The organism is Cognatundibacterium jejuense, assembly GCF_014284255.1.
GTDB classification, from domain to species: Bacteria; Pseudomonadota; Gammaproteobacteria; order Burkholderiales; family Burkholderiaceae_D; genus Undibacterium; species Undibacterium jejuense.
The window spans coordinates 258018-283947 of the sequence record NZ_JACOFV010000001.1; the positions used below are offsets into that span (position 1 = coordinate 258018).

Annotated in this window: 22 protein-coding genes; 20 read left to right on the forward strand and 2 right to left on the reverse strand. The window is 47.6% G+C overall.

Annotation, left to right across the window (positions count from 1 at the left end):
* Positions 1 to 67: 67 nt before the first annotated feature.
* From H8K32_RS01245 to H8K32_RS01295, 11 genes are all read left to right on the forward strand, one after another.
* Positions 68 to 280 carry an aldo/keto reductase gene (locus tag H8K32_RS01245; RefSeq protein WP_186910638.1) on the forward strand — a complete coding sequence of 71 codons (213 nt, stop codon included), beginning with the start codon at positions 68 to 70 and terminating at the stop codon, positions 278 to 280.
* 9 nt (positions 281 to 289) lie between these two features.
* Complete coding sequence (locus tag H8K32_RS01250; RefSeq protein WP_186910639.1) at positions 290 to 871, forward strand: NAD(P)H-binding protein; 582 nt, start codon at positions 290 to 292, stop codon at positions 869 to 871.
* Between the two features lie 33 nt (positions 872 to 904).
* Positions 905 to 1888, forward strand: a complete 984-nt coding sequence (locus tag H8K32_RS01255; protein ID WP_186910640.1) for an aldo/keto reductase — start codon at positions 905 to 907, stop codon at positions 1886 to 1888.
* Between the two features lie 46 nt (positions 1889 to 1934).
* Positions 1935 to 2762, forward strand: coding sequence for an SDR family oxidoreductase (locus H8K32_RS01260; protein WP_186910641.1), 828 nt, complete (start codon positions 1935 to 1937; stop codon positions 2760 to 2762).
* A gap of 82 nt (positions 2763 to 2844) precedes the next feature.
* Positions 2845 to 3273 carry a (R)-mandelonitrile lyase gene (locus tag H8K32_RS01265; RefSeq protein WP_186910642.1) on the forward strand — a complete coding sequence of 143 codons (429 nt, stop codon included), beginning with the start codon at positions 2845 to 2847 and terminating at the stop codon, positions 3271 to 3273.
* Positions 3274 to 3315: 42 nt separating this feature from the next.
* Entirely contained in the window at positions 3316 to 4164 is an 849-nt protein-coding gene (locus H8K32_RS01270; RefSeq protein ID WP_186910643.1) for an aldo/keto reductase, read from the forward strand.
* 870 nt (positions 4165 to 5034) lie between these two features.
* The gene (locus tag H8K32_RS01275; protein ID WP_186910644.1) at positions 5035 to 5796 is read left to right on the forward strand and encodes a transporter; all 762 of its coding nucleotides are present in this window, start codon (positions 5035 to 5037) and stop codon (positions 5794 to 5796) included.
* Between the two features lie 502 nt (positions 5797 to 6298).
* A complete protein-coding gene (locus H8K32_RS01280) occupies positions 6299 to 6697 on the forward strand; it encodes a hypothetical protein (RefSeq protein WP_186910645.1) in 399 nt (132 codons plus the stop codon).
* Positions 6698 to 6782: 85 nt separating this feature from the next.
* The gene (locus tag H8K32_RS01285; protein ID WP_186910646.1) at positions 6783 to 7046 is read left to right on the forward strand and encodes a hypothetical protein; all 264 of its coding nucleotides are present in this window, start codon (positions 6783 to 6785) and stop codon (positions 7044 to 7046) included.
* Positions 7047 to 7137: 91 nt separating this feature from the next.
* The gene (locus H8K32_RS01290) at positions 7138 to 7515 is read left to right on the forward strand and encodes a cupin domain-containing protein (RefSeq protein WP_186910455.1); all 378 of its coding nucleotides are present in this window, start codon (positions 7138 to 7140) and stop codon (positions 7513 to 7515) included.
* Between the two features lie 423 nt (positions 7516 to 7938).
* A complete protein-coding gene (locus H8K32_RS01295; RefSeq protein WP_186910647.1) occupies positions 7939 to 8244 on the forward strand; it encodes a hypothetical protein in 306 nt (101 codons plus the stop codon).
* Between the two features lie 315 nt (positions 8245 to 8559).
* Here the strand turns inward: H8K32_RS01295 and H8K32_RS20520 are convergent, their stop codons facing one another.
* Positions 8560 to 10278: a methyl-accepting chemotaxis protein gene (locus tag H8K32_RS20520; RefSeq protein ID WP_186910648.1), complete on the reverse strand. Its 1719-nt coding sequence runs from the start codon at positions 10276 to 10278 to the stop codon at positions 8560 to 8562.
* Between the two features lie 493 nt (positions 10279 to 10771).
* Between H8K32_RS20520 and queE the strand changes: the two genes are divergently transcribed.
* The 8 genes from queE (at position 10772) to H8K32_RS01340 (ending at position 22623) form a co-directional block, all read left to right on the forward strand.
* The gene (gene queE / locus H8K32_RS01305; protein ID WP_186910649.1) at positions 10772 to 11407 is read left to right on the forward strand and encodes a 7-carboxy-7-deazaguanine synthase; all 636 of its coding nucleotides are present in this window, start codon (positions 10772 to 10774) and stop codon (positions 11405 to 11407) included.
* A 7-nt stretch (positions 11408 to 11414) separates the two neighbouring features.
* Positions 11415 to 11858, forward strand: a complete 444-nt coding sequence (gene queD, locus H8K32_RS01310) for a 6-carboxytetrahydropterin synthase QueD (RefSeq protein WP_186910650.1) — start codon at positions 11415 to 11417, stop codon at positions 11856 to 11858.
* Positions 11859 to 11865: 7 nt separating this feature from the next.
* Positions 11866 to 12420, forward strand: coding sequence for a tRNA adenosine(34) deaminase TadA (gene tadA / locus H8K32_RS01315; RefSeq protein WP_186910877.1), 555 nt, complete (start codon positions 11866 to 11868; stop codon positions 12418 to 12420).
* Positions 12421 to 12429: 9 nt separating this feature from the next.
* Positions 12430 to 13356, forward strand: coding sequence for an LD-carboxypeptidase (locus H8K32_RS01320; RefSeq protein ID WP_186910651.1), 927 nt, complete (start codon positions 12430 to 12432; stop codon positions 13354 to 13356).
* 341 nt (positions 13357 to 13697) lie between these two features.
* Positions 13698 to 15008, forward strand: coding sequence for an MdtA/MuxA family multidrug efflux RND transporter periplasmic adaptor subunit (locus H8K32_RS01325; RefSeq protein WP_246447060.1), 1311 nt, complete (start codon positions 13698 to 13700; stop codon positions 15006 to 15008).
* Between the two features lie 15 nt (positions 15009 to 15023).
* Positions 15024 to 18125: an MdtB/MuxB family multidrug efflux RND transporter permease subunit gene (locus tag H8K32_RS01330; protein WP_186910652.1), complete on the forward strand. Its 3102-nt coding sequence runs from the start codon at positions 15024 to 15026 to the stop codon at positions 18123 to 18125.
* A complete protein-coding gene (locus tag H8K32_RS01335; protein ID WP_186910653.1) occupies positions 18122 to 21214 on the forward strand; it encodes a multidrug efflux RND transporter permease subunit in 3093 nt (1030 codons plus the stop codon). Before H8K32_RS01330 ends, H8K32_RS01335 begins: the two co-directional genes overlap by 4 nt.
* 35 nt (positions 21215 to 21249) lie before the next feature.
* Positions 21250 to 22623, forward strand: a complete 1374-nt coding sequence (locus tag H8K32_RS01340) for an efflux transporter outer membrane subunit (protein WP_222612976.1) — start codon at positions 21250 to 21252, stop codon at positions 22621 to 22623.
* Between the two features lie 83 nt (positions 22624 to 22706).
* Here H8K32_RS01340 and H8K32_RS01345 read toward each other — a convergent pair whose 3' ends face one another.
* Positions 22707 to 24371 carry an MFS transporter gene (locus H8K32_RS01345; RefSeq protein WP_186910655.1) on the reverse strand — a complete coding sequence of 555 codons (1665 nt, stop codon included), beginning with the start codon at positions 24369 to 24371 and terminating at the stop codon, positions 22707 to 22709.
* Between the two features lie 318 nt (positions 24372 to 24689).
* Between H8K32_RS01345 and H8K32_RS01350 the strand changes: the two genes are divergently transcribed.
* Positions 24690 to 25868, forward strand: coding sequence for an acetyl-CoA C-acyltransferase (locus H8K32_RS01350; RefSeq protein WP_186910656.1), 1179 nt, complete (start codon positions 24690 to 24692; stop codon positions 25866 to 25868).
* Positions 25869 to 25930 lie beyond the last annotated feature (62 nt).

Consider the following 25930-nt stretch of genomic DNA (forward strand, 5'->3'; position numbering starts at 1 on the left):
AACAGTCTAGTCATTGAATGTCAACAGGCCTAAGCTTCGTGACATCAACAAATAACAGGAAAACGTCATGAAAACTCGTCAATTAGGTCGCAACGATCTTATTGTTTCTGAACTCGGTCGTGGCTGTATGGGCCTTTGTTTTAGACTTGGGCCCGCGTCGGATAAGTCTGAAGGCATTGCCATGATTCGCGGTGCATTTGAGCGCGGTGTGACCTCTTTCGACACGGCAGAAGTGTACGGACCGTTCTCGGAAGACCTTACTTCACTTGCTGATCGATAGGACAGAGAAATGACCCGTGTTCTTATCCTCGGCGCAAACGGTCAAGTCGCTCGCCACACAACGGCGCGCTTTCTTGCAAACTCGAATGCGAGACTTACTCTTTATTTGCGTCGTGCGAGCCGACTAAAGAACCCAGATCCAAAACGCGTGACGGTGGTCGAGGGTGATGTTCTTGACATGTCAGCTTTGATCAGCGCAATGCGCGATCAGGACGTGGTGTTTGCCAGTCTTGCTGGGGATTTGAACAAGCAGGCACAAAGCATCGTGGCCGCGATGGACAAAGCCGGTTTGAAGCGACTGATCTTCGTCAGCTCAATGGGCATCTATGGCGAAGTACCAGGCGAAAAATATCGCAGCATACTGGACCCATACCGCGACGCCGCTGCCGTCATCGAAGTATCAAATCTAGACTACACGGTTCTGCGTCCCGGCTGGTTTACGCAAAACCCGAAAATCGATTACCAAATCACGCAAAAGGGCGAGCCATTCCTCGGACACGACATATCGTTGAATAGTCTGTCGGATTTGATCGTCAAGCTGTCGCTGGATCCAAAGCTGTATGTCGGCTGCAGCATCGGCGTAAGTCAGTAATTCGCAGTTAAAACAATCATCGGAGAAATTAATATGCAAAAGCGAGAATTAGGTAAAAGTGGATTACAAGTGTCCGCTCTGGGGCTTGGCTGTATGGGCTTGAGCTACGGCTATGGACCAGCAACCAATACGGGAGAAGCAATCAAGCTGATCCGTGCAGGGTTCGAACGCGGCATCACCTTCTTTGATACTGCGGAAGCGTACGGGCCGTTCATCAATGAGAGCGTAGTTGGCCAAGCACTTGCTCCAATGCGTGATCAGGTTGTGATTGCAACCAAGTTCGGTTTTCGGAATGGCGATATTAGCAAAGGGCTCGACAGCAGGCCGGAACGCATTCGTGAGGTTGCTGAAGACGCCTTAAAGCGCCTACGCACAGACCGCATCGATCTGTTCTACCAGCATCGCGTTGATCCTGCTGTGCCGATCGAAGATGTGGCTGGCACAGTCAAGGAACTCATTCGTGAAGGAAAGGTGAAGCATTTTGGTATGTCCGAAGCTGGCGTTGACACTATTCGGCGCGCTCATGCAATTCAACCCATCACAGCGTTACAAAGCGAATATTCACTGTGGTGGCGTGAACCTGAGCAAGAGATTCTTTCACTGCTGGAAGATCTAGGTATAGGCTTCGTACCGTTCAGTCCGCTTGGTAAGGGTTTTCTGACGGGCGCAATCAACGGTGAAACGACATTTGGGGCGAACGACTTCCGCAATTCTGTCCCGCGTTTTGCACCAGAGGCACGTCAGGCTAACCAAGCTCTCGTCGATGCACTGGCAGGTATCGCAAAGCGCAAGGGCGTAACCCCGGCGCAAATGGCCCTTGCTTGGCTGCTTGCACAGAAACCATGGATCGTTCCTATTCCAGGCACCACCAAGCTGCATCGCCTTGAAGAAAATGCAGGTGCGACCGAAATCGAACTGTCAACCGAAGACCTGAGCGAAATTGAATCGGCAGTTTCCGGTGTTCCCATTCAAGGTGCGCGATATTCGGCGGACCGTCAAAAGCTGGTCGGTAAGTAAATTCGCCGAATTAAACCATTTCAATTCAACTACGAAGGGTTAGATTATGAACAAAGTGATTGTTGTCATAGGCGCCGGTTCAATCGGACAGGCTATCGCACGCCGTGTAAGTGCCGGAAAGCATGTGTTGCTGGCAGACCTGAAGCAGGAGAATGCGGACGCCGCCGCAAAGGTTCTTGCTGATGCTGGATTCGAAGTAACAACGGCTGTTGTCGATGTGGGCTCACGTGCATCGGTTCATGCGCTTGTTGAAACGGCTACAGCCCTCGGAAACGTAACGGGCCTGATTCATGCAGCCGGTGTTTCACCGTCCCAGGCCACACCAGCTACTATCCTGAAGATTGATCTATACGGCACCGCCCTGATTCTAGAAGAGTTCGGTAACGTAATCGCCGAGGGTGGCGCGGGAGTCGTTATTGCATCGCAATCCGGGCACCGCTTGCCTGGTCTTAGTACAGAGCAGAACACAGCGCTTGCCACTACTCCCACCGAGCAATTACTCGCGCTTCCGATGCTGCAATCGGATCAAATTAAAGACTCTCTGCATGCCTACCAGCTTTCGAAGCGGGGAAATTCTCTGCGGGTTATGGCCGAAGCAGTTCGGTGGGGAAAACGCGGCGCGCGCATCAATACCATCAGTCCGGGTATTATCTTCACGCCCCTTGCCAGGGATGAGCTGAACGGCCCTCGCGGAGAAGGCTATCGCCGTATGATCGACCTGTCTCCTGCCAAACGCGGCGGCACGCCCGATGAGGTCGGTGCCGTTGGCGCACTGCTCATGGGCGAGGATGGCGGTTTCATTACCGGTAGCGACTTCCTCATGGACGGCGGGGTGACAGCGTCGTATTGGTACGGCGAACTTGCCGCAAAATGATCGACTAAAAAAATTGGCGTTATTGAGCCAATTTTTCGTACTCAATAATGAATATATCCAATGAACCTAAAGGAAATTTCTTATGCAACTCAAACGCGTAGGCTCGCAGCCATCAATAAAAGGCCCTGAAGAATATTTCGCCGGGAACGTACGAATTGACATGCTCAATATCGCACCCGAGCCTTCCCGTGTCTCGTGTGCCAGTGTCACATTTGAACCTGGGGCCAGATCGGCGTGGCATACACATCCGCTCGGACAAACACTGATCGTCACCGCCGGATGCGGATGGACACAATGTGAAGGTGAACCGATCGTGGAGATCCGGGCGGGTGATGTAATCTGGTGCCCACCGGGTCATAAGCACTGGCACGGTGCCACGCCAACAACTTCGATGACACATATCGCAGTTCAAGAAGCACTCGATGGTAAAAATGTGAACTGGATGGAGAAAGTCACCGACGCACAATATTTTTCAGGCACGCCCACATCAGAATCGAATCCCGCTGTTTAATGCATAAATCTCCATCATCGAATTAATTTGAAAGGAATTTAAATGCAATATGTCACCTTGAACAATGGGCTCCGGATGCCGATCGTAGGCTATGGCGTTTTTCAGATTCCGGACCAGGTTGAATGCGAGCGCTGTGTTGTCGATGCCATTGGAGCCGGGTATCGGCTTATTGATACGGCAACTTCCTATATGAACGAAGAGGCAGTAGGTAAAGGGCTGAAAAACTGCGGTGTAACGCGTGATCAACTGTTCGTCACATCCAAGCTTTGGGTGCAGGATACTGGCTACCAGAATACGTTGACGGCCATCGACAAATCACTGCGCCGATTGCAGCTTGACTATCTAGATCTCTACTTAATCCATCAGCCGTATGGCGATGTGCACGGTTCTTGGCGTGCCATGGAAGAAGCCTACAAGGCAGGTAAGTTGCGCGCTATCGGTGTCAGCAATTTTCAACCGGATCGTCTGATGGATATCATCGCGTTTAATGAAATTGCGCCTGCGGTCAATCAAATTGAGATCAACCCTTTCCATCAACAGGAGGAAAGCGTGAGTTTTATGCGCGATAACGGCGTGCAGGCGGAAGCCTGGGCACCGTTTGCCGAAGGGCGTAATAATCTTTTCCAAAATGAAGAGTTGACATCGATTGGCGAAACGTACGGCAAATCAGTTGGGCAAGTCGTGCTGCGCTGGCTGTTTCAGCGCGGTGTGGTGTCACTGGCCAAGTCTGTTCGAAAAGTCCGAATGGAGGAAAATCTAGATATTTTCGATTTTGTGCTTTCCGAAGACGAAATGTTACGGATTGCAAAAATAGACGCAGCTAAAAGTAGTTTCTTTTCGCACCGTGACCCTGCAATAGTGAAGTGGATGAGCGAGCGAAGACTTGATTAAGCCAGCAAGCTGGAAATCTCCTCCGCCAGTATTTGTGGAAAATTAATGATCAGTCATATGGCACAGATGTTCTGCACAGCATTTTTGAATGTCTGCTTCGTGGGGAGTTCGATGTCCGTTGTGGGCACAAAGCTGTCAGTCGAAAAGCATTGTGCGTCGGCCGTCGCGATCTATGCCGCTTCCAGGTATTTTTGATATGGTATTTTGTATGGTATCGACACGCAGTGCAAACGCTAGCTGGTTGATTTTATAGCGTTTTAATGTGTTATTGATCATCGAGTGGGAATGAGGTTGTTTTTTAACCCATTGATTCTATTGTGTTAATGATGTGCCATTGATGATGTTGACTACATTATCAATGGCATTTTTCATGGCATAGGGCCGACACTGAATCGAAGATATAGCAAATACCATGTGACCGTATCGGCAAACGCCATGGTATCGACAACCGGGCGCATTGCAGTGCTTGTACTGATGCCATCGATGTCCGCTTTCGACACCAACCGGATGTTGGCAATGGCATTGAAACCCGTCGGCAGTTGAGTATTATATTTTTTTGATAGGACGCTTATGGCATCCCTGCCTTTTAGTCTTTGGTTATTCTTTGGATTTGCAGCATTAGCTTATCTGGCGCCCCCCCATTTTTGGAAGTAGTGAAGATCCAATTGCCGTCGACCTTTGAACAATTAGGCGAACCAAGTTTTGGCACCATATTTTCGCGTGATCCTAATAGCAGGGGAAGCTCACACCAAGGTATGCCTGCTATGCCAATTCAGGCTAGCAAAGATAAAAAAATATTCAACGCGTGATTTTCGAAGCGCGATTTGTGGCAAGCTTTATCTTATTTTTTACATTGAATGAAAGTCAACCATGGTTAGACGCCACATTGTGCCAATTGTGTGTACTTCGCTACTTTGCTCGCTAGCGCACGCCGAGGCGGACGACGGTGTTGTGCCATACCGGCCCACCGTATCCAATCCGGCGCAGTTGTCGTCTCCAGGGCAGTTGGAGCTCGAATTTGGTGGACTCAGCGCTAAGACTGGTGACGTGAGTCGCGGCAGCTTACCTTACCTACTTAAGCTGGCTTTTAATGAAAATTGGGGTGTGCTTTTAGGCGGCGAAGCCTGGGTTCGCAATGCCAACAACGGTGTCGTGGATCGTGGATTTGGTGATACAACCGCCGCACTTAAGCGGGCATTTTTGATCAGCGAGTCCACCGCGTTGGGACTTGAATTCAATGTAAAGTCGCCCACGGCGAACACGGCAATAGGTACCGGAAAGGTGGATTACGGCATCAACGGAATTGTTAGTCATGATTTTGGCCAAATTCAAATTGATCTCAACCTAAATGCGACGCACCTAGGTGGCACGGATGCTTTGGAAGGGGCTGTTCAAACCGGTTGGGCCGGATCGCTTTCCTATACCGTTGACGACAAATGGCAGTTGGACTTGGAAGTCTCAGGCACCAAACGACGCCTTGTGCCGAATACGGCACAATTTCTGGCTGCGGTGAGTTACAGCCCGACTAAACGCATGACCGTGGACATTGGTATCGTTAAAGGCTTAAATCCGTCATCGCCGGATTGGGCTATTTTCACTGGAATCGTGGTTCCAGTCACAAAATTTTGGTAGCCGCTCGATATCAGATTATTGGTCACTAGATGATTGACTAAATCATTCAAATACCAAACTTCTTAGCAGGATTTAATGTTGATAAGCATTGCTCGGTAATCTGATGTACGTTACTCGCGGCCGATTTTAGAAATAGAAACGACGGCTATTTGGAGAGAAATGGCAAAACTAATTTGGACCGCTCCGATGCGGTACTATTCAAAAAATGATGAGGCTACTTTCTTCGGACGGCTAAAATCAATCCCTGGTGTAACTGATGTTGCGGGAAGCGGTCGTGAGCTGACGATACTTCTGCGCTCCAAGCGTCTTGCGGCAGCTAGTCTTCGGGAACTGATTGCACTATATCGAAGATACGAAGGGAATATGACGGAACTTGCGCAGTTCGCGAACGAGTCCAACGCAAATTGGTTTCAGACTCTCACAGCATATTGGTACAAAGAAGTATTTGAATCTTAGTGTGGAGGTCACAGGAATCATATATACAAAAAAGAGAACAACGCAAATGAGCTGTGTCTTTCGAATTTCTGGTGAATTATTGGACATTGATGCTTTGCTGGCACAGTGCGCAATCCCTGTATGTAGAATGTGGAGAAAAGGTGAGCCACGCATCCTCAAAGGAAAATTTCATTCCGACTCCGGCGCCAACTTTATTGCAAGCGATGCTGACTTCGTTGAGTTTGACAATCAGCTTGTCGACGCAACTGCATTCCTCAAAGGGCATGCTTCGGAAATCGCGAAAATTATTGCGTTCCCTGGCCTGCAAAATGCGATTCTCGATTTTGCAGTTGCAACTAAGGATGGTTACACTACACAAAGTTCGTACTTACCACCAAAGTTTGTTCAACTGGTTGCGCGTTTAGAAATCGGTGTGGGAATTTCCCATTACCCTAGCGCTGATTAATGATAGCGAGGCCGAAGTCGGCCATGAGCAGTCATCCATTTACACCTCCGAATTGATATTGCTTTGCTAATTTTTGTATGGCAATATGCCTTTGATTCAAAAAATAAAAGGAAAGTTAATGTTGCTGGAAAATCGTAAATGGTTTCAGTTGATGGCCGGAGGAATTGGGTTGGTTGCGGCATGCCTTAGTTTTTGGGTCGCGCGGTCAGCATTTCCAGTCGATGTGTCTGAATCGGCTAAATTCGCGTTGGCTCTGCTTATGCTTGGGGCAATTTCCGGATTTTCTCGCCTGCTTACAACATTTCTACCTTTATTTCTTCCAAAAATATTTCCGAGTCTTGACTCTTAAATTAGGGCATTTAATGTTGGACAGGATGTCACCTGCCGGCCATGACCAGTCGTTCCTAGCTGCTAATCGTGTTCATTTTTAAGGACAATGCATGGCGCTGATTCATCATAAATCATTACCCGACCATTCAACTCTCTTGTCAGGGCGCGTCCCGCCCGACGATATCGGTTTCCAGTCTAACCAGCTTCAGATTTGGTACAACAATACGAATGAGAGCTGGGTTGGCGATGGAGAAGTACCCCATTGCCATACCTCAAGCGATGAGTGTTTCATTGTTCTCAAAGGGGCGATTGAAGTGGAAGTTGAAGGGGCACGAACGATTATACGTGAGCGGGAATTTTGCTGCTTCCCAGTTGGCGTATATCATGCGGTTACCAAAGTATTTCCTCCGGTCGAAACCTTGATGTTGCGAGCTCCTTCAGTCGAAGATAAGATATATCAACTTGCTCGGTCAAAGAATGGAGAGTAGATGGCTGCCTGCAGTCGGCCAAGAGCTGTCACTTACAATTATTTAGATCAATCCGCGCTTTGACGTCGGGCGTTTGCTAAACAAACGCTGATTGTGGCGGCAACGAGTAAAAGACAAACCGTGATTTCTATATTTTCGCGTCTCTATAAATGGCTCGCAGCAAATTCCTACGCTGAGTTTGCCGAGGTTAGGGCCTTTCCTCATGAACTCGCAGTAGTGTCACGAGCCACCGTCGTTAGACTCTCTAGCGGACAAAAGCATCCGCCGTCGTCGGACACATTTCAAGTCAATTTGAGGGGTGATACGCTTAGCATACCCTACCGCGTGTACTACGACAAAGAGCAACTGATTAAATGTATTGGATGTCGTGGGTCTGAGCAAATCGTTGCGCTCTGTCTCGGTAGTCGGCATTGTGATGGGTACATGCGCGAAAAATGTGTCAAAGAACTCCTCCTGCGAGATGAGTACTGGGTAGTCCCTTTCATTGTTCAACTTCTTGGTGAGTACGTAGTAGAAATCACCGTTCATATTGAGAAATTTCTACAGAGGGCAGATGATAATGAATACACAAATTTTCTTCACGAGAATACCAAATATTTTGAGAAGCTAGAACGTCGTGCCATAAGTTATTGGAACGAATATTACCGTCAACAATATCCTAAGTTGGATGAATATCCGGCGACCAGAGCAATCCGCACATTGAAGCGGCGTCACATTGCCGGTGGATAGCAGATTTCATCTCGCATTTCCCTCGGTATTTTGAATGACAGCTTTGTGGCGTAAGCGGTCACTCGAAAAACGCTTTTCGTCGAGCTGCGCGAGCTGTATAGCTTAGAGGGTTTCTTAGCATGGCATTTTGTATGGTATTGACACGCAGCGCAAATGCTAGTTGCTTAATTTCATATTGTTTTCCGGCTCTATTGATGACTAAGTGGGAGTGATTTGATGTCTGGCAACACCAGGTATTGATTGGCAGAGACACCCCAGAAGCCCGCATCGTTGCGGGCTTTTTGTGTTTGACGTGTTATGTTGATTCACGTTGGTTTAAAACTCAACCCAGTCCTTGTCAGTGTTTGCCATTTTTTCTCTTTTCTTTGGTGGCAGGGCGGGCACCATTTTGAGCTTTCTTTGATTTGGAGTGCTGGCTGGTTTAATTGCTGCCGCTTTTTTTAGTTTTAGGGGTTGTTGGCTTTTGGGATTTTTATCCAAATCATGGTTGATTTTAAATGAATGCACCAGTTTTTCGAGTTCAGCGGCTTGTTCATTGAGTGATTGTGACGCTGCTGCAGCTTCTTCGACCAAAGCGGCATTTTGCTGTGTGGTTTCGTCGATTTGGGCAACCGCCATATGGATTTGATCGATGCCGGCGGTCTGTTCCTGGCTGGCATTCGTAATTTCACTAATCACTGCTGATACACGTTGGACGCTGATGACAACTTCTTGTATCGTGGCGCCAGCTTCATCTACCATCTTCGCGCCATTGGCTACTTTTTCTACGGTGTCTGAGATCAGGGTTTTAATTTCTTTGGCGGCAGTGGCGCTGCGTTGTGCCAGGTTGCGGACTTCACTGGCGACGACTGCAAAGCCGCGACCTTGTTCTCCTGCACGTGCGGCTTCAACGGCGGCATTCAACGCGAGGATATTAGTCTGGAATGCAATGCCGTCGATGACGCTAATAATGTCGACGATTTTTTTCGATGAGTCATTGATAGCGCCCATGGTTGCGATGACGTCGCCCACCATTTTTCCACCTTTGCCGGCGACTTCAGACGCAGTGCTGGCAAGTTGATTTGCCTGGAGAGAATTCTCGGCATTTTGTTTTACGGTGCTGGTTAATTCTTCCATTGATGAGGCGGTTTCTTCCAGTGAGCTGGCTTGTAACTCAGAGCGTGACGATAATTCCATATTTCCAGTAGAAATTTCGGCTGACGCATTGGCTATTGTTTCCGCGCCGCGAGCGACTTTGCCCACAATGTCAGCGAAGTTGTCGCGCATGGTTTTGATGGCATAAATGAGACTGTTTGTTTGCGCTTTACTGACATCAATTTCTACTGTCAGATCGCCAGTAGCAATCTGCGCAGCCACTTTGTTGACGTAGCTTGGTTCTGCGCCAAGTTGGCGTAATAAAGAGCGGGTGATTAAGGTGCCTATGATTGCCGCGCATCCGATGGCAGCAAACGCCAGTAGTAGTATGAGGGAGCGCAAATTGGCGTAGGCCTCTGCCGCAGCTAATTCATCATTTTTATTTTTCTCACGTTGTAAATTGATAAATTGGTGAATGTGATCTTGCCACATGCCGGTTGCTGGATTGGCTACTTTTAATAAGAAGTCGACACCAGCTTGTTTGTCTTGTTTTGCGAGTTCAAGAAAGTGATTATTTTTGGGTCTGGCGTCATTCATGTCGCGCTCTATTTCGGCAACGAAGTCCAGACCTTTTTGATCCAGTGGCATTTTCTTTAAATCGTCAAATGCTTTGTTATATTCTTCTCTGGCGGCACCGATTTTAGCGAATTCGTGATCGTAAGTGGCCTGATCGGAAATCAGTGCCAGTGATCTGATGACGCGCGACACAACATGAACAGAATTGGACATGTCTTCAAGTAATGCCATTTTGACGGCATTGACTTCAGTGACATGTTTTAATTTATCATTGGTGACTGACATTCCATAAAGTCCGAGGGCTGAAATGATCGCTAAAAGAGCAAGGACTGACGCGTATCCGGTGATCATCTTTGCTTTGACTGTCAAGGCTGAGAATTTCATTTTTGCCACCATTGAATTAAATTAGTCGTAAGCAACTTATGATCTGCATTTCGCGACACTGCTCATGCGATGTTGCTGTATATCAATATGTCACAGGGAATGTAAAATGAAAGTGGAGAAATGTTAATTCAGTGATTGTGCAATCATCTTTTGCAATTGCCAGTGCAAAAGGTCTATGCGGCTTTGATGGGGTAGTGTCGATGGTTGAAATGTAAAATTTGATTTGCTAACTTTGAAAGTAGCAAAAAAACGCTTGATTAAAACGTTGGTGATGGAATGCTTAAACAGCACGAAAAGAAGAAGTAGGCAAGTTTGTTCTGCGGCTGTGGTATGATTCACGGTTCAGCGTAATTTATGTGGTTTTCTGGCATAAATTATTTCATCTGGCATTCATCATCCAAATTATTCCGGTTTGCATAGCAAAACAGCATTGATTTATCGTATTGGTGAGCCTGGACGGTCTTGTGGGCCATTAGATTCCTGGGAATAAGACGTGACCTATAGCGTCAAAGAAATTTTTTACACTTTGCAGGGCGAGGGCAATCATGCCGGGCGTCCGGCTGTGTTTTGCCGTTTTTCTGGTTGTAATTTATGGACTGGACGTGAAGAAGATCGTTCGTCGGCAGTGTGTCAGTTTTGTGATACCGATTTTGTAGGCACGGATGGTGAGGGTGGTGGCAAATTTAAGCAGGCGCAAGAGCTTGCGGCGACTATCAATGCTTTGTGGCCACAATCGTATCCTGCCAGTAAATACGTGGTATTCACTGGTGGTGAGCCGCTGTTGCAGTTGGATGCAGCGCTGATTGGTGCCATGCACGCTGTTGGCTTTGAAATTGCCATTGAAACGAATGGCACTTTGCCAGTACCTGAAGGGGTTGATTGGGTTTGCGTCAGTCCTAAGATGGGCTCGCAGCTTGTTGTGCACAAGGGTAATGAGATTAAAGTCGTTATCCCGCAATTTGGTCAGGATATGGCAGCATATGCTAATCTTGATTTTGAACATTACTTTGTACAGGCAATGGATGGTCCTTTGAGGGATGATAATCTGCGTCGTGCAATTGACTTCTGTAAACAGCATCCACAATGGAAGCTGAGTTTGCAGACACATAAACTTTTACAAATTCCGTAAGCTTTTCATGTTAACGATTACCCGAAAAATGGAATTCGATGCAGGTCATCGTATTCCCGATCACAGCAGCCAGTGTCGTAATTTGCACGGTCACCGCTATACCTTGCAAATTACCTTGACCGGTGAAGTGGTGCAGCAGGACGGTGAGTCCGATAATGGCATGATTATGGACTTTGGTGATATCAAGGCGCTCGCCAATAAACATCTGGTCAATTTGTGGGACCATTCCTTCATCGTCTATGAGAAGGATTACATTATCAAAAATTTCTTAGAGAAATTGCCTGGCCATAAAACGGTGGTAATCGATCGCGTACCCACTGTCGAAAATCTGGCGAAGATTGCTTTTGATATTTTGAAAGACGTTTATCAAGATCATTTTGGTCGCAACCTGAAGCTGGCTAAAGTCACTCTTTATGAAACGCCCAATTGCTGGGCTGAGATCGACGGATAATTTTGTGATGCAAGACAATAATCTGAATGCTGTTCCTGGTCATGTTGGTCATGCTGATCAGGCGGCTTCAGATATTTTTTTTATGCGCGCCGCTTGTGCGCAGGCACAGTTGGCGTGGAATGAAGGCGAGGTTCCTGTTGGCGCGGTGGTCGTGAAAGATGGTATTGTTATCGCTACTGGTTACAATAGGCCCATCGTTGATCATGATCCGACAGCGCACGCTGAAATTATGGCTTTGCGCCGTGCGGCTGAGGTGTTGGGTAATTATCGTTTACCTGGCTGCGAACTGTATGTCACGTTGGAGCCATGCGTCATGTGCGCCGGAGCGATGATGCATGCGCGATTGGCGCGCGTCGTATTTGGCGCGACTGATGCCAAAACGGGTGTTGCTGGATCTGTGCTGAATATTTTTGAGCAATCACAATTGAATCATCACACGCAGGTCAGCGGCGGCGTTTTGGCTGAAGAATGTGCGCAATTACTAAAAGATTTTTTTGCCAGCCGACGTCGTGAGGTCGCAGAAAAAAAACGTCAGGCTAAATCCGAAATTCCATCTATTTGAGTTTTCTCCATGCAAACCACGATTGCAACAGCAGCGACTCCTATTTCTCATTTAAAAATTGCCATTGTTGCGCCAAGTGGTGCGCCTCTTGATGAAGATGCGGTCATCCGGGGCATCACTTTTTTGCGTCAATGTGGCCATCAGGTTCACAGTTATTATCACCCCGAAGAAAAATTTCAACGTTTTGCAGCCAGTGATCAACTGCGTGTTGAGCAGATGCATGCGGCCGCCTCAAATCCTGATGTGGATGTGGTGATCGCTTTGCGTGGTAGTTATGGCTTTTCACGCATACTCCCGTATTTGAATCTGGATTTATTGGCGAAGAGTGGGAAGAAATTTGTTGGTTATAGCGATTTCACATTAATGCATCAGGCGATGTTGGCGCGCGGCGTGAAAAGTGTCGCAGGACCTATGCTGGGTGATTTTAGTCATTCTGATAATGTGTCCGACTATACGGTAAGCCAGTTTTTTGCCTGTTTATCTGGTACTCAACATAGCGTTGAATTTGTGAGTGAGGGTACGCCCGACCTGCAAATCCAAGGGCGTTTATGGGGCGGTAATCTGGCGATGTTGGTGCATACCCTGGGTACGCCATATTGGACGCAATTGGAAGACGGGCTTTTATTTCTGGAAGATATCGGTGAGCATCCTTACAGAGTAGAGCGCATGCTGTTGCAATTGCATTTTGCTGGTGTTCTGGCAAAACAGAAGGCAATCGTTCTTGGTGATTTTTCTGGTTATCGGTTGGCACCTCATGACAATGGCTACGACTTTGCTGAAATGTTAAAGTATGTACGCAGTATTCTTTCTATCCCGGTATTGACCGGTCTTCCATTTGGACATATTCGCGATCATGCCAGCCTGGTAGTTGGCAGTGATGTAACCCTGCAAGTTGAGCAAGAAAAAGCGACACTAACAATGCAATATTTATTTTGAACTTTTTACTTGCTTGACTATCTCAGGCTGGTAACTCATGTTTGTTTGAGGGCATATGCAAAATCGTTGATATTTTGCATATGCCCTCAATGTTTATGATCAACAATTTTTTTGCTGGCGTTTGATGCTGTCACATGATTTTCTTGAAACAACTCTATACAAAGGGACGGTTGCTTTTCGATTAATGCCTCCCCTATGATATAAGCCCTTTATTGTGCCGCGCCGTTTTGCTTGTGTGCTATTCGAGATTGCAAAAAAACGCTCTTAATATCTGCTATTTATCTGCTATTTGCTCATTTTGTTGCAAAAAAATGAAATCTACTTTTTCTGAAAAAATAATCATGTCAGACTCTAATAATAAATTTTCTCGGGGCATGCGCTATGCCGTTACTGCGGTCGTGATTGCTGGAGTTGTATCAGGTATTTGGTGGATTACACATAAGCAGCCAGCCGCAGCTGGTGGTTGGCAGGGAAAAGGCGGGATGCCAGTCGCGGTTGGTATAGCAGCGGTAGTCAAACAAGATGCGCCTTTGCAAATGGCGGCTTTGGGCACAGTAAATTCAACTTACACAGTCACAGTTCGGAGTCGCGTGGATGGGCAGTTGGAAAAAGTTCATTTTGTTGAAGGGCAGTTGGTTAAGCAAGGGCAACTGCTTGCTGAGTTAGATGCGCGTCCATATCAGGCAGCGTTGATGCAGGCAGAGGGACAGTTGCTGCGTGATCAGGCTTTATTGAAAAATGCCCAATTGGATTTGCAACGTTATCGTCAGTTATTGGCGCAAAATTCGATCGCTAAGCAACAGGTCGATACGCAAGAAGCCTTGGAGCAGCAATATCAGGGGACGGTCAAAAATGACCAGGGTATTGTCGAAAATGCTAAATTGCAATTAAGTTATAGCCGCATTACCGCGCCCGTAACTGGCCGCGTTGGTTTGCGCCAGGTGGATCCCGGCAATATTGTTCATTCTAGTGACGCGAATGGCGTGGTTGTGATCACACAAATCGATCCTATCAATGTTTTGTTCTCAGTCCCAGAAACAAGCCTGAGCAATGTTCTGGCTGCTTCACAAGAGGCAAATGGGCAATTGAAAGTGGAAGTATGGGACAGAGACAATAAACACAAAATTGCTGAAGGAATGTTATTAGCGATCGATAATCAGCTTAATACTGCAACTGGCACAGTGAATCTGAAGGCGAAATTTTCAAATGAAAAACAAAGCCTGTTTCCAAATCAGTTTGTCAATGTGCATTTGCAGTTAGGCGCCAGAACAAACGTTCTTACAGTGCCAACGCCGGCAATACAACTTGGTAAAGTTGGTAGCTATGTTTATATCGTCAACGAAGATTCCACAGTGAGTATAAGTAAAGTTGTTTCTGGCCCTGTGTCAGGTGACAACACGATTATCGAAAGCGGTTTACAGGCAGGTCAAAAAGTCGTAACCGACGGTTTGGATAAACTGCGAGAAGGCGCCAAAGTGAAGCTGGTTGACCGTAATGCCAAGCCTGATGCGGGTGGCGACGATGCATCGCGGGGGCATGGGAAGAATCGTAAAGGTGGAGCGAACGCCACTGGCAGTTCCTCTGCATCGGCTTCAGTACCTGCGGCATCCCACGCAGTATCTCAGTCAACATCAGCCCCAGTCACAAATTAAACGCAAGGAAATTGCATGAATCCTTCTCGCCCGTTTATTTTGCGGCCAGTCGCGACCACTTTATTGATGATCGCGATTATGCTCACAGGCTTGCTGGCTTGGCGTCTGTTGCCGGTCTCAGCACTTCCCGAAGTTGATTATCCGACGATCCAGGTTGTCACTCTGTATCCAGGAGCCAGCCCTGATGTGATTACTTCTTCGGTCACCGCACCTCTGGAGCGACAATTCGGTCAGATGCCTGGTTTGTCGCAAATGTCATCGTCCAGCTCCGGTGGCGCCTCAGTCATTACTTTGCAATTTAGTCTGGATCAGACACTGGATGTGGCGGAACAAGAAGTCCAGGCAGCCATCAATGCCGCAAGTAATTTGTTGCCGAACGATTTACCGAATCCACCGCTTTACAATAAGGTTAATCCGGCAGATACGCCTATCATGGCGATTTCTATCAGTTCGCCGACACTGCCTTTGACTAAAGTTGAGGATTTGGTGGATACGCGTCTGGCTCAGAAAATTTCACAGGTACCTGGTGTTGGTTTAGTGAGTATCAGTGGTGGTCAGCGGCCAGCGGTGCGGGTGCAGACAAATACGCAGGCTCTGGCATATCGTGGATTAACTCTGGAAGACATTCGTACCGCAATCTCGAATGCTAACGTCAATCAGGCCAAAGGTAGTTTCGATGGTCCGTTGCAAGCCTCGACTGTGGATGGTAACGATCAGTTGAAGTCGGCGGAAGAGTATAAAGATGTCGTCGTGGCTTACCAGAATGGTTCCCCAGTGAGATTGCGCGATGTGGCAAAGGTGGTGGAGTCAGCAGAAAACGTTCACCTCGCAGCATGGGCGGGTGCGACACCAGCGATCATTTTGAATATCCAACGTCAACCAGGTGCTAACGTTATTAAAGTAACGGATAAGATCAAGGCCTTATTACCTCAGTTGAAAGCTGGTATGCCTGGTGCTGTCGATGTCGAAGTACTGACCGATCGCACGCTCACGATACGCGCATCGGTTGAAGACGTGGAATTTGAATTGATGCTATCGGTCGCTCTGGTCGTCATGGTGATTTATATTTTCTTGCGCAATATTCCTGCAACGATTATTCCTGCCGTTGCTGTACCGCTGTCACTGGTAGGGACGTTTGGAGTAATGTACCTGACTGGTTTCTCGATCAATAATCTGACCTTGATGGCATTGACGATTGCGACTGGTTTTGTGGTCGATGATGCAATTGTGATGATTGAAAACATCGCCCGTTACATCGAAGAGGGTGAAGAACCGATGGCGGCCGCTTTGAAAGGCTCTAAGCAAATTGGTTTTACGATTATTTCTCTGACGTTTTCGCTGATTGCCGTGCTTATTCCTCTCTTGTTTATGGGGGATGTGGTAGGGCGTTTGTTCCGTGAATTTGCGATTACTTTGGCAGTGTCGATTTTGATTTCAGCGTTCATTTCTTTGACGCTCACGCCGATGATGTGCGCACGTTTGCTCAAGCATGTACCGGAAGAAAAACAGGGACGTTTTTACCATGCAAGCGGACAGTTTTTCGATAACATCATTGCGTACTACGGCAAAATGTTGCAGTGGGTATTGAATCGTCAAGCGTTGACCTTGTTGGTAGCGTTGGGCACCTTGGTATTGACAGCAGTATTGTACATATGGGTACCTAAAGGTTTCTTCCCGCTCCAAGATACCGGTGCGATTCAAGGTATCAGTGAAGCTTCGCAATCCATTTCCTTCCCTGCCATGGCAGTGCAGCAAGAGGCTTTGGCAAAGAAAATTCTGCAAGATCCAGCGGTGGAGAGTTTGTCGTCTTTTATTGGTGTTGATGGTGCAAATGCCTCTTTGAATAGTGGTCGTTTGCTGATCAATCTGAAACCGAAAGAAAGCCGTGACAATATCCGGACTGTCAATGACAGGTTGCAAAAAGTAGTAAGTGACATACCAGGCATGTCTTTGTATTTGCAACCAGTACAAGACTTGAGTATTGATGCACGGGTTAGCAGGACGCAGTACCAATTCACCTTACAAGCAACGAACCCAGAAGATTTATCCACCTGGACACCGAAACTCATTGAAACTTTGCAGAAATTGCCAGCTTTGGCAGATGTCGCCAGCGATTTGCAAGACAAGGGTTTGCAAGCCTATGTGAAGATCAACCGTGACACGGCTTCACGTTTAGGTGTGACGACGGCAGCGATTGATAATGCTTTGTATGACGCTTTTGGTCAGCGCTTGATTTCAACGATCTTCACCCAGACCAATCAATATCGGGTCGTATTGGAGGCTGATCCTGCCGCGCAAAAAGGTCCTTTGTCATTGAAAGGGATTTACGTTCCGACCTTGGCCGGTGGCCCGGTACCTTTGGATGCAGTCGCGACCATCGAGCAGCGTTCAGCATCATTAACAATCAATCATTTGGGACAATTCCCAACCGCAACCATTTCGTTCAATCTGGCGAAAGACGCATCTCTGGGCGAAGCTGTTGAAGCTATTCATCAGGCTGAGGCGCAGTTGGGAATGCCGGCGAGTATAGAAACGCGCTTCCAGGGTGCTGCGATGGCGTTCCAGGCTTCGCTTAGCAATACGCTATGGTTGATTCTGGCGGCGATTATCACCATGTATATCGTGCTGGGTGTTCTGTATGAAAGCTACATTCATCCAATTACGATTTTGTCGACCTTACCTTCCGCCGGTATTGGGGCATTGCTAGCCTTGTTGGTCAGTGGTACTGAACTGAGTGTGATTGCCATTATTGGTATTATTTTGTTGATTGGTATCGTGAAGAAAAACGCGATTATGATGATCGACTTTGCTCTGGAAGCTGAGCGTGATCATGGTCTGGCACCGCGGGAGGCAATCTATCAGGCTTGCTTATTGCGTTTCAGACCAATTCTGATGACGACGATGGCAGCATTGCTTGGTGCCTTACCACTGATGTTGGGTGGCGATATGGGGTCTGAATTGCGTGCGCCACTGGGCATCACAATGGTTGGTGGTTTGATGGTGAGTCAGGTGCTGACCTTATTTACGACACCGGTTATTTACCTGGCATTTGATCGTCTGGCGCGTCGGTTTGGTAAGGTCTCCACACCTGTTGTTGGTGATGAGGTCGAAGTATGATGTCCTCAGGACCGTTTATCCGACGTCCGATTGCCACCACGCTATTGACCTTGGCGATTTTTTTGGCGGGGATGCTGGCATTCAGATTGCTGCCGGTTTCTCCTTTGCCGCAAGTTGATTTTCCAACGATTTCAGTAAATGCGCGGCTCCCCGGTGCCAGCCCGGAGACCATGGCAGCAACTGTGGCGACGCCGTTAGAGCGTGCTTTAGGGCGGATCGCGGGTGTAACCGAAATTACCTCCTCTAGTTCCCTTGGCTCGGCGAACATTACCCTGCAATTTGATTTGGACCGTGACATCAACGGCGCGGCACGTGACGTGCAAGCGGCGATTAATGCTGCACGTTCTTTGCTGCCAACTGGCATGCCAGCCAACCCAACGTACCGTAAAGTCAATCCGGCTGATGCACCGATTATGATTATTGCACTGACGTCCGATTCTTTGACTCGAGGTCAGATGTATGACGCAGCCGATACGATCCTCGGTCAAAAGTTAGCGCAGGTGAGCGGTATTGGTAACGTGATTGTCGGAGGTGGTTCGCAACCAGCAGTGCGGGTGGCAGTCAATCCTTTGCAATTGAATCACTACGGTATAGGCATGGAGACGGTACGCGCAGCGATTACCACCACCAACGCCAATCGCCCAAAAGGTTTTATTGAAGATGAAACCCATCATTGGCAGGTGCAGGCGAATGACCAGGCAAAATTAGCGAAGGATTATTTGCCATTAATAGTGAGTTATAGCAAGGGTAATCCAGTTCGTATTTCCGATATTGCTGCCGTCAATGACTCTGTGTTGGACGTCAGAAATGCCGGTCTCTATGGTAAGCAACCAGCGGTTATGCTGATCTTGTTCCGTCAGCCTGGCGCGAATATTATCGAGACCGTTGATCGTGTTAGTGCTTTACTTCCTAGTTTGAAAGCGTCTATTCCTGCCGCGATCAACATGGATGTGGTGATGGATCGAACACCGACGATTCGTGCCTCCTTGTTTGAGGTGGAGCGGTCACTGGTGATTTCTATTGGCTTGGTAATTCTGGTGGTATTTCTGTTTTTACGAAATGGAAGAGCTACAGCGATTCCGGCAATTACTGTCCCCGTGTCTTTGGTTGGTACGTTTGCAGTCATGTATGTGGCTGGGTTCTCGCTGAATAATCTGAGCTTAATGGCGCTGACCATTGCGACCGGATTTGTGGTCGACGACACGATCGTTGTTCTCGAGAATATTAGCCGTCATATCGAAAATGGTATGAGTCCATTTAATGCCGCCATTAAAGGTGCGAAAGAAGTCGGTTTTACGGTATTGTCGATGAGCATTTCGCTCATTGCTGTCTTTATTCCTATTTTGCTGATGGGTGGCATTATCGGTCGCTTGTTCCGCGAGTTTGCGGTGACTTTGTCGGTGGCGATTCTGGTGTCGCTCATTGTTTCTTTGACGACGACACCAATGTTGAGTGCACTTTGGCTCAAACCGCATAGTGAAGCGAAACACGGAAAACTATTTCAGTTTAGTGAGCGCGTGTTTGAGTGGATGTTATCGGTGTACCACCGTTCCTTGAATTGGGCGCTAAAGCACGGTCCCATTATGATGGTGCTCTTGTTTGCCACGATTGCGTTGAACGTTTACCTTTACATTATTGTGCCTAAAGGTTTTTTTCCTCAGCAAGATACCGGGCGCCTTAGCGGTATGATACAAGCGGATCAAAGTATTTCGTTTCAGGCTATGCAGCTCAAGTTGAAACGTTTTATTGATGTCGTTGGTGCTGACCCTGCGGTTGATAAAGTCATCGGATTTACCGGTGGTGGACAAAGAAATACGGCAAATATGTTTGTTGCGCTAAAACCGCTGACCCAGAGAAGGGAAACGGCAGACCAGGTGATTGCGCGTTTGCGTAAGACTTTATCGAAAGAGCCTGGTGCGAGTTTGTTTTTGCAGTCGGTACAAGATATTCGTATTGGTGGTCGTGCCAGCAATGCGCAGTATCAATATACTTTGCAAGGTGACAGCCTGGATGAACTTCGGTTGTGGGCGCCAAAAGTAGAAGCGGCGATGCGCAAGTTGCCGATGTTGGCCGATGTGAATACCGATCAGCAAACGAAAGGTTTGCAAACGAGTTTGGTGTTTGATCGTGATGCCATGGCACGTCTGGGACTAACGCAAAATCAGGTTGATTCTGTACTCAATGATGCTTTCGGTCAGCGTCAAGTGTCGACGATTTACAATGCGCTGAATCAATATCACGTGGTGCTGGAAGTGGCACCCGAATATTGGCAAAATTCAGAAGGTCTCAAAAGCATTTATATGCAGACACCGGGTGGTCAACCGATTCCGATTTCCGCGTTTGCACGTTGGGAACCAACCACGACTTCACTAGCTGTTAATCATCAAAGTCAGTTTGCTGCGACAACCATTTCATTTAATCTGCCGCCCGGAACTTCTTTGTCAGATGCGACCAAGACAATTGACGGTGCACTGGCAGAAATAGGCTTGCCAACCTCAGTGCAAGGTAGTTTTCAGGGGAGTGCTAAAGGCTTTCAAGATTCACTCAGCAGTCAGCCATTCTTGATTTTGACTGCCCTGGTTGCCGTCTACATCGTGCTTGGCATGTTGTACGAAAGTGTCGTGCATCCGTTAACGATCTTGTCGACCTTGCCTTCTGCAGGTGTTGGTGCGCTGCTGGCTTTGATGGCAGTCGATTCAGAATTTAATATTATCGCTTTGATCGGTATTTTGCTTTTGATTGGTATTGTTAAAAAGAATGCGATCATGATGATCGATGTCGCCTTGACTGCGGAACGCGAACAGAAATTACCTCCTGAGGAAGCAATCCTGCAAGCTTGTTTATTGCGCTTCAGGCCAATTATGATGACAACACTTGCGGCATTGTTTGGCGCTCTGCCGCTTGCATTGGGGCATGGTGACGGTTCAGAAATGCGTACACCTTTAGGCATCTCAATCGTCGGCGGTTTGATCCTGAGCCAATTGCTGACTTTGTACACGACGCCGGTAGTTTATCTGTATTTAGATCGCTTCCGTCTCTGGTGTTTGTCTTTCCGTCGCGGCGGGCAAGTCGCTATTGAAAAATATTAGGATTTATTGCTATGTCGAAAAAAATGTTTAGAACAATGTGTAAACCTAAATTGATGGTCAGTCTGTTAGCGCTTGGTTTGTCAGCATGTGCAATTGGTCCTGATTACGTCAAGCCTAAAATCGATACACCCGCAAGTTTCAAAGAAGATGGCCGTTGGAAAACCGCGCAACCGATGGATGCTAGCCCACGTGATGCGTGGTGGGAGGTATATCAGGATGAGCAACTCAATAATCTGGTCAAGATTTTAAATGAACAAAGTCCGGGTATTGCTCAAGCTGAAGCACAATATCGTCAGACCAAAGAGTTGTTGAATCAGGCTGAGTCAAGTTTATTTCCGCAAATCACTGGTAATGCCGGGGCAAAGCGCGGCGTCAATGCTGGCGATGCCCCAGTGACAAAACAGTATTCAGTTGGCGTTGCGGCAAGCTGGCAAATTGATCTCTGGGGTAGTGTGCGACGCGCAATTGAGGCTGGTCAGGCCAAAGAAGAGGGGAGCGTCGCGCAATTGGCAGCGATTAAATTAAGCAGTCAGGCGCAATTAGTGACGGCCTATTTGCAGTTAGTGGTTGCCGATGTTCAGTTGAAGCAATTGCGCGACAGTGAAAACGCATTGAAAGAGACGCTGACTTTGACCAGTAATCAGTTTAAGGCTGGAATCGTTTCTGATGCCAACGTTGCGTTGGCAGAAAGCCAGTTAAAGACCGCGCGAGCAGCAACGATAGACAAGCAACTCACGCGCGCACAGTTGGAACATGCAATTGCCGCTGCCCTAGGTAAGCCTCCAGCAAGCTTCGCATTGGATGTATCGAAGTCGACACCGCATTTACCCCAATTGCCGTCGGTGCTGCCATCTCAGCTTTTGGAGCGTCGCCCGGATATTGCAGTCGCTGAACGTAACATGGCAGTTTCAAATGCGCAAATTGGTATTGCGAAGGCAGCTTATTTCCCCACCATTAGCTTATCTGCCAGTGGCGGCTATAACGGCAATGCATTTTCTGATTTGATTAGCGCTCCCAATCGTATCTGGTCCTTGGGGCCGCAATTGGTTGGTAACATTTTTGATGCAGGTGCCACCAAGTCTAAGACGGCGCAAGCAGTGGCGGTCTATGATCAAAGTGTTGCCAGTTATAAGCAAACCGTATTGACCGCGTTTCAGAACGTCGAAGACGGTCTGGTAGCCCAGAGTTTGCTTGAGCAGGAAGAGCGTTTGCAAAACGAGGCGTTGCTTGCAGCGCAACGCTCTGAGCTGATTACCAAAAACCAATATGCCGCGGGGACTGTGAGTTACATCAACGTTTTGACAGCGCAAACCACACGTATCAACGCTGAAGCAAATTTGTGGAACGTCAGAAATCGTCAGTACGCTAACAGCGTCGCATTCATTGCTGCAATCGGTGGCAGCTGGTAATCCTGAAGTTGAACTGTATTAAAAAGCCGCTTGCATTTTATCTGCAAGCGGCTTTTTTATTGAGGCTAAATTACTTTGCGGGATTAGTCACCAGCATAAATGTCGTTATCTTTTGTTTCACGGATAAACAAAGCGCCAATGACAAATGTCGTTAAGGCAATTACGATTGGATACCACAGGCCATAGTAAATATCGCCTTTGAATGCGACTAAGGCAAAAGCAGTCGTTGGCAGCAAGCCTCCAAACCAGCCATTACCAATATGGTATGGCAAAGACATGGATGTGTAGCGGATACGAGTAGGGAACATTTCTACCAGCATCGCTGCGATTGGGCCGTACACCATCGTGACATAGATCACCAGGATGGTCAGGAGCAATAACACCATAGGCTTATTGATTTGCTCTGAATCGGCTTTTGGTGGGTAGCCTGCTGCTTTAATCGCATCGGCAAGTTCTTTGGAGAATGCTTTGTCTTTCGCTGCGGCGTCTTCTTTAGATAAACCAGCTGAGCTATAAGAAGTGAAAACTTTGTCGCCAACTTTGACTGTTGCAGGTGTTCCGGCTGGTGCTACTTCATTTGAATAATTGACTGATGCTGCTGCTAATTTCGCCTTCACAATGTCACAGGAAGAGTTGAACTTCTTGGTGCCGGTAGGATTGAACTGAAATTGGCAATCTGCAGGATCAGCAGTGACCACGACCGGTGCATTTTTCAATGCTGACTCCAATGCTGGATTTGCATAGTGTGTCAGTGCACTGAAAATCGGGAAATAGGTGACTGCAGCAATTAAACAGCCTGCCAGAATGATAGGTTTGCGACCTATTTTGTCAGACAAGGTACCAAAGATAATAAAAAATGGTGTACCGATGACCAGAGAAGCTGCAATCAATAAATTGGCGGTAGCACCGTCGACTTTTAATGTTTGCTGTAAGAAGAACAGTGCATAAAATTGGCCTGTGTACCAAACCACAGCTTGACCTGCCGTTAAACCAACCAAAGCCAGAATAACGATTTTAAGATTTTTCCATTGGCCGAATGATTCGGTCAAAGGTGCTTTAGAGGTTTTACCTTCAGCTTTCATCTTTGCAAAAGCTGGTGATTCATGCATGGATAAACGAATCCATACCGACACAGCCAGCAAGAATACCGAGACCAAGAACGGCACGCGCCATCCCCATGCAGAGAATGCTTCTTCGCCGATTGCTTGACGTGTTCCCAGGATCACCAGTAGTGACAAAAATAAACCCAGCGTGGCTGTGGTCTGGATCCATGCCGTGTATGCGCCGCGCTTTCCGTGTGGTGCATGCTCGGCAACGTACGTGGCTGCACCGCCGTATTCGCCACCTAAGGCCAGACCTTGCAAAATACGTAGCGACACCAGAATCACTGGTGCAGCCATGCCTATCGTTTCAAAGTTCGGTAACAAGCCGACGCAGAAGGTTGAGCCACCCATGATCAGGATCGTCACCAGGAACGTGTATTTACGGCCTATCATGTCGCCTAAACGTCCAAACACCAATGCGCCAAACGGTCGCACAATAAAACCTGCAGCGAAAGCCAGCAAAGCAAAAATGAATGCTGTATTAGGATCGGTGCCAGCAAAGAATTGTTTGGCAATAATGGCTGCTAAAGAGCCGTAGAGATAAAAGTCGTACCATTCAAAAACGGTGCCGAGGGAAGAAGCGAAAATTACTTTTCGTTCTTCCGCGGTCATGCCACCTGACGCGGAAATAGGTGCGGTTGCCATGCTTGTCTCCTGATTATGTTTTAAAGTATGTTGGCAAAGCGTGCTTATCGAAATTATTAATCACAGTTTTTGCACAGGCTGAGTGTGCGAGTTGAAACTTACGCGATACTGTCTTGAAACTTACAGAAGCTTACAATGTGGCAATGAAACGACGCAGATTTGTGTTTATGCGGCATTTTTTAGCTCAAATAAAAAAATAAAATATTTTAGAACGGTCGTGCTATATTATGTTTTTAAGTCCAGAATCAGTTTGATGATTCGTTGGCGAAGGTGCTTTTCTGCTTTTTAAATTTACACATACTAAGATTGGAGACCCACATGTCTGATGCTGTCATTGTTTCTACCGCGCGTACTGGCCTGGCAAAATCCTGGAAAGGTGCTTTTAACATGACACATGGCGCCACTCTGGGTGGGCATGTGCTGGCCGCAGCGATTAGTCGCGCCGGGATAGCGGCTGACGAGGTTGAAGACGTGATTATGGGTTGTGCTACACCAGAAGGAGCGACTGGCAGCAATATCGCGCGTCAGATCGCTTTACGTGCCGGATGTCCGGTGACCACTGCGGGTATGACGGTCAATCGTTTTTGCTCATCTGGTCTGCAAACCATCGCTTTGGCAGCGCAGCGTATTATTGCTGGGGAAGGGGATGTCTATGCGGCGGGCGGTGTCGAATCAATCTCTTGTGTGCAAAATGAAGCCAATACGCATATGTTAGTTGAGACTTGGCTCAAGCAACACAAGCCAGAAGTTTATTGGCCTATGCTGCAAACTGCAGAAACAGTTGCTAAGCGCTATAACATTTCGCGCGAGCGTCAGGATGAGTATGGTGTCAGAAGTCAGCTCCGCGCTGCTGCTGCACAAGCGCAAGGCTTATTTGATGCCGAGATCGTACCGATGACAACAATTATGGGCGTGGCAGACAAGACTAGCGGCATGTTAACAACCCGTGAAGTGACCATTTCTTCCGATGAAGGCATTCGTGCAGACACCACTTTGGAAGCGGTTGCAAAGATTCGCTCGGCGGTTCCTGGTGGCGTGATTTCCGCTGGAAATGCGAGTCAGTTTTCGGACGGTGCTTCGGTTGCCGTGGTGATGAATAGCAAGCTGGCAGAAGCGAAAGGTTTGCAACCTTTGGGTATTTTCAGAGGTTTTGCGATTGCTGGTTGCGAACCGGACGAAATGGGTATCGGCCCAGTATTTGCGATTCCAAAGTTATTGAAAAAAGCCGGTTTAAAAGTCGAAGACATTGGCTTGTGGGAATTAAATGAAGCCTTTGCAGTACAGGTTTTGTACTGCGCAGACAAGCTTGGTATTTCTATGGATCGTTTGAATGTGAATGGCGGCGCCATTGCCGTTGGGCATCCTTACGGCGTGTCCGGTGCGCGTCTGACAGGTCATGCTTTGATTGAAGGTAAGCGCCGTGGCGTTAAATATGTGGTCGTTACCATGTGTATCGGTGGCGGGCAGGGTGCCGCTGGCTTATTTGAGGTCGTTTGATTAAATTTCGCTAAACTAAGCTGACGTGTTCATTTTGGCAGGTTCATGCAATGGCGGGCGGT

Bases quoted from the DNA above. Each gene is read 5' to 3' on its own strand.
- H8K32_RS01245 (WP_186910638.1), top strand. From the start codon at position 68: ATGAAAACTCGTCAATTAGGTCGCAACGATCTTATTGTTTCTGAACTC.
- H8K32_RS01250 (WP_186910639.1), top strand. From the start codon at position 290: ATGACCCGTGTTCTTATCCTCGGCGCAAACGGTCAAGTCGCTCGCCAC.
- H8K32_RS01255 (WP_186910640.1), top strand. From the start codon at position 905: ATGCAAAAGCGAGAATTAGGTAAAAGTGGATTACAAGTGTCCGCTCTG.
- H8K32_RS01260 (WP_186910641.1), top strand. From the start codon at position 1,935: ATGAACAAAGTGATTGTTGTCATAGGCGCCGGTTCAATCGGACAGGCT.
- H8K32_RS01265 (WP_186910642.1), top strand. From the start codon at position 2,845: ATGCAACTCAAACGCGTAGGCTCGCAGCCATCAATAAAAGGCCCTGAA.
- H8K32_RS01270 (WP_186910643.1), top strand. From the start codon at position 3,316: ATGCAATATGTCACCTTGAACAATGGGCTCCGGATGCCGATCGTAGGC.
- H8K32_RS01275 (WP_186910644.1), top strand. From the start codon at position 5,035: ATGGTTAGACGCCACATTGTGCCAATTGTGTGTACTTCGCTACTTTGC.
- H8K32_RS01280 (WP_186910645.1), top strand. From the start codon at position 6,299: ATGAGCTGTGTCTTTCGAATTTCTGGTGAATTATTGGACATTGATGCT.
- H8K32_RS01285 (WP_186910646.1), top strand. From the start codon at position 6,783: ATGCCTTTGATTCAAAAAATAAAAGGAAAGTTAATGTTGCTGGAAAAT.
- H8K32_RS01290 (WP_186910455.1), top strand. From the start codon at position 7,138: ATGGCGCTGATTCATCATAAATCATTACCCGACCATTCAACTCTCTTG.
- H8K32_RS01295 (WP_186910647.1), top strand. From the start codon at position 7,939: ATGCGCGAAAAATGTGTCAAAGAACTCCTCCTGCGAGATGAGTACTGG.
- H8K32_RS20520 (WP_186910648.1), bottom strand. From the start codon at position 10,278: ATGAAATTCTCAGCCTTGACAGTCAAAGCAAAGATGATCACCGGATAC.
- queD (WP_186910650.1), top strand. From the start codon at position 11,415: ATGTTAACGATTACCCGAAAAATGGAATTCGATGCAGGTCATCGTATT.
- tadA (WP_186910877.1), top strand. From the start codon at position 11,866: ATGCAAGACAATAATCTGAATGCTGTTCCTGGTCATGTTGGTCATGCT.
- H8K32_RS01320 (WP_186910651.1), top strand. From the start codon at position 12,430: ATGCAAACCACGATTGCAACAGCAGCGACTCCTATTTCTCATTTAAAA.
- H8K32_RS01325 (WP_246447060.1), top strand. From the start codon at position 13,698: ATGTCAGACTCTAATAATAAATTTTCTCGGGGCATGCGCTATGCCGTT.
- H8K32_RS01330 (WP_186910652.1), top strand. From the start codon at position 15,024: ATGAATCCTTCTCGCCCGTTTATTTTGCGGCCAGTCGCGACCACTTTA.
- H8K32_RS01335 (WP_186910653.1), top strand. From the start codon at position 18,122: ATGATGTCCTCAGGACCGTTTATCCGACGTCCGATTGCCACCACGCTA.
- H8K32_RS01340 (WP_222612976.1), top strand. From the start codon at position 21,250: ATGTGTAAACCTAAATTGATGGTCAGTCTGTTAGCGCTTGGTTTGTCA.
- H8K32_RS01345 (WP_186910655.1), bottom strand. From the start codon at position 24,371: ATGGCAACCGCACCTATTTCCGCGTCAGGTGGCATGACCGCGGAAGAA.
- H8K32_RS01350 (WP_186910656.1), top strand. From the start codon at position 24,690: ATGTCTGATGCTGTCATTGTTTCTACCGCGCGTACTGGCCTGGCAAAA.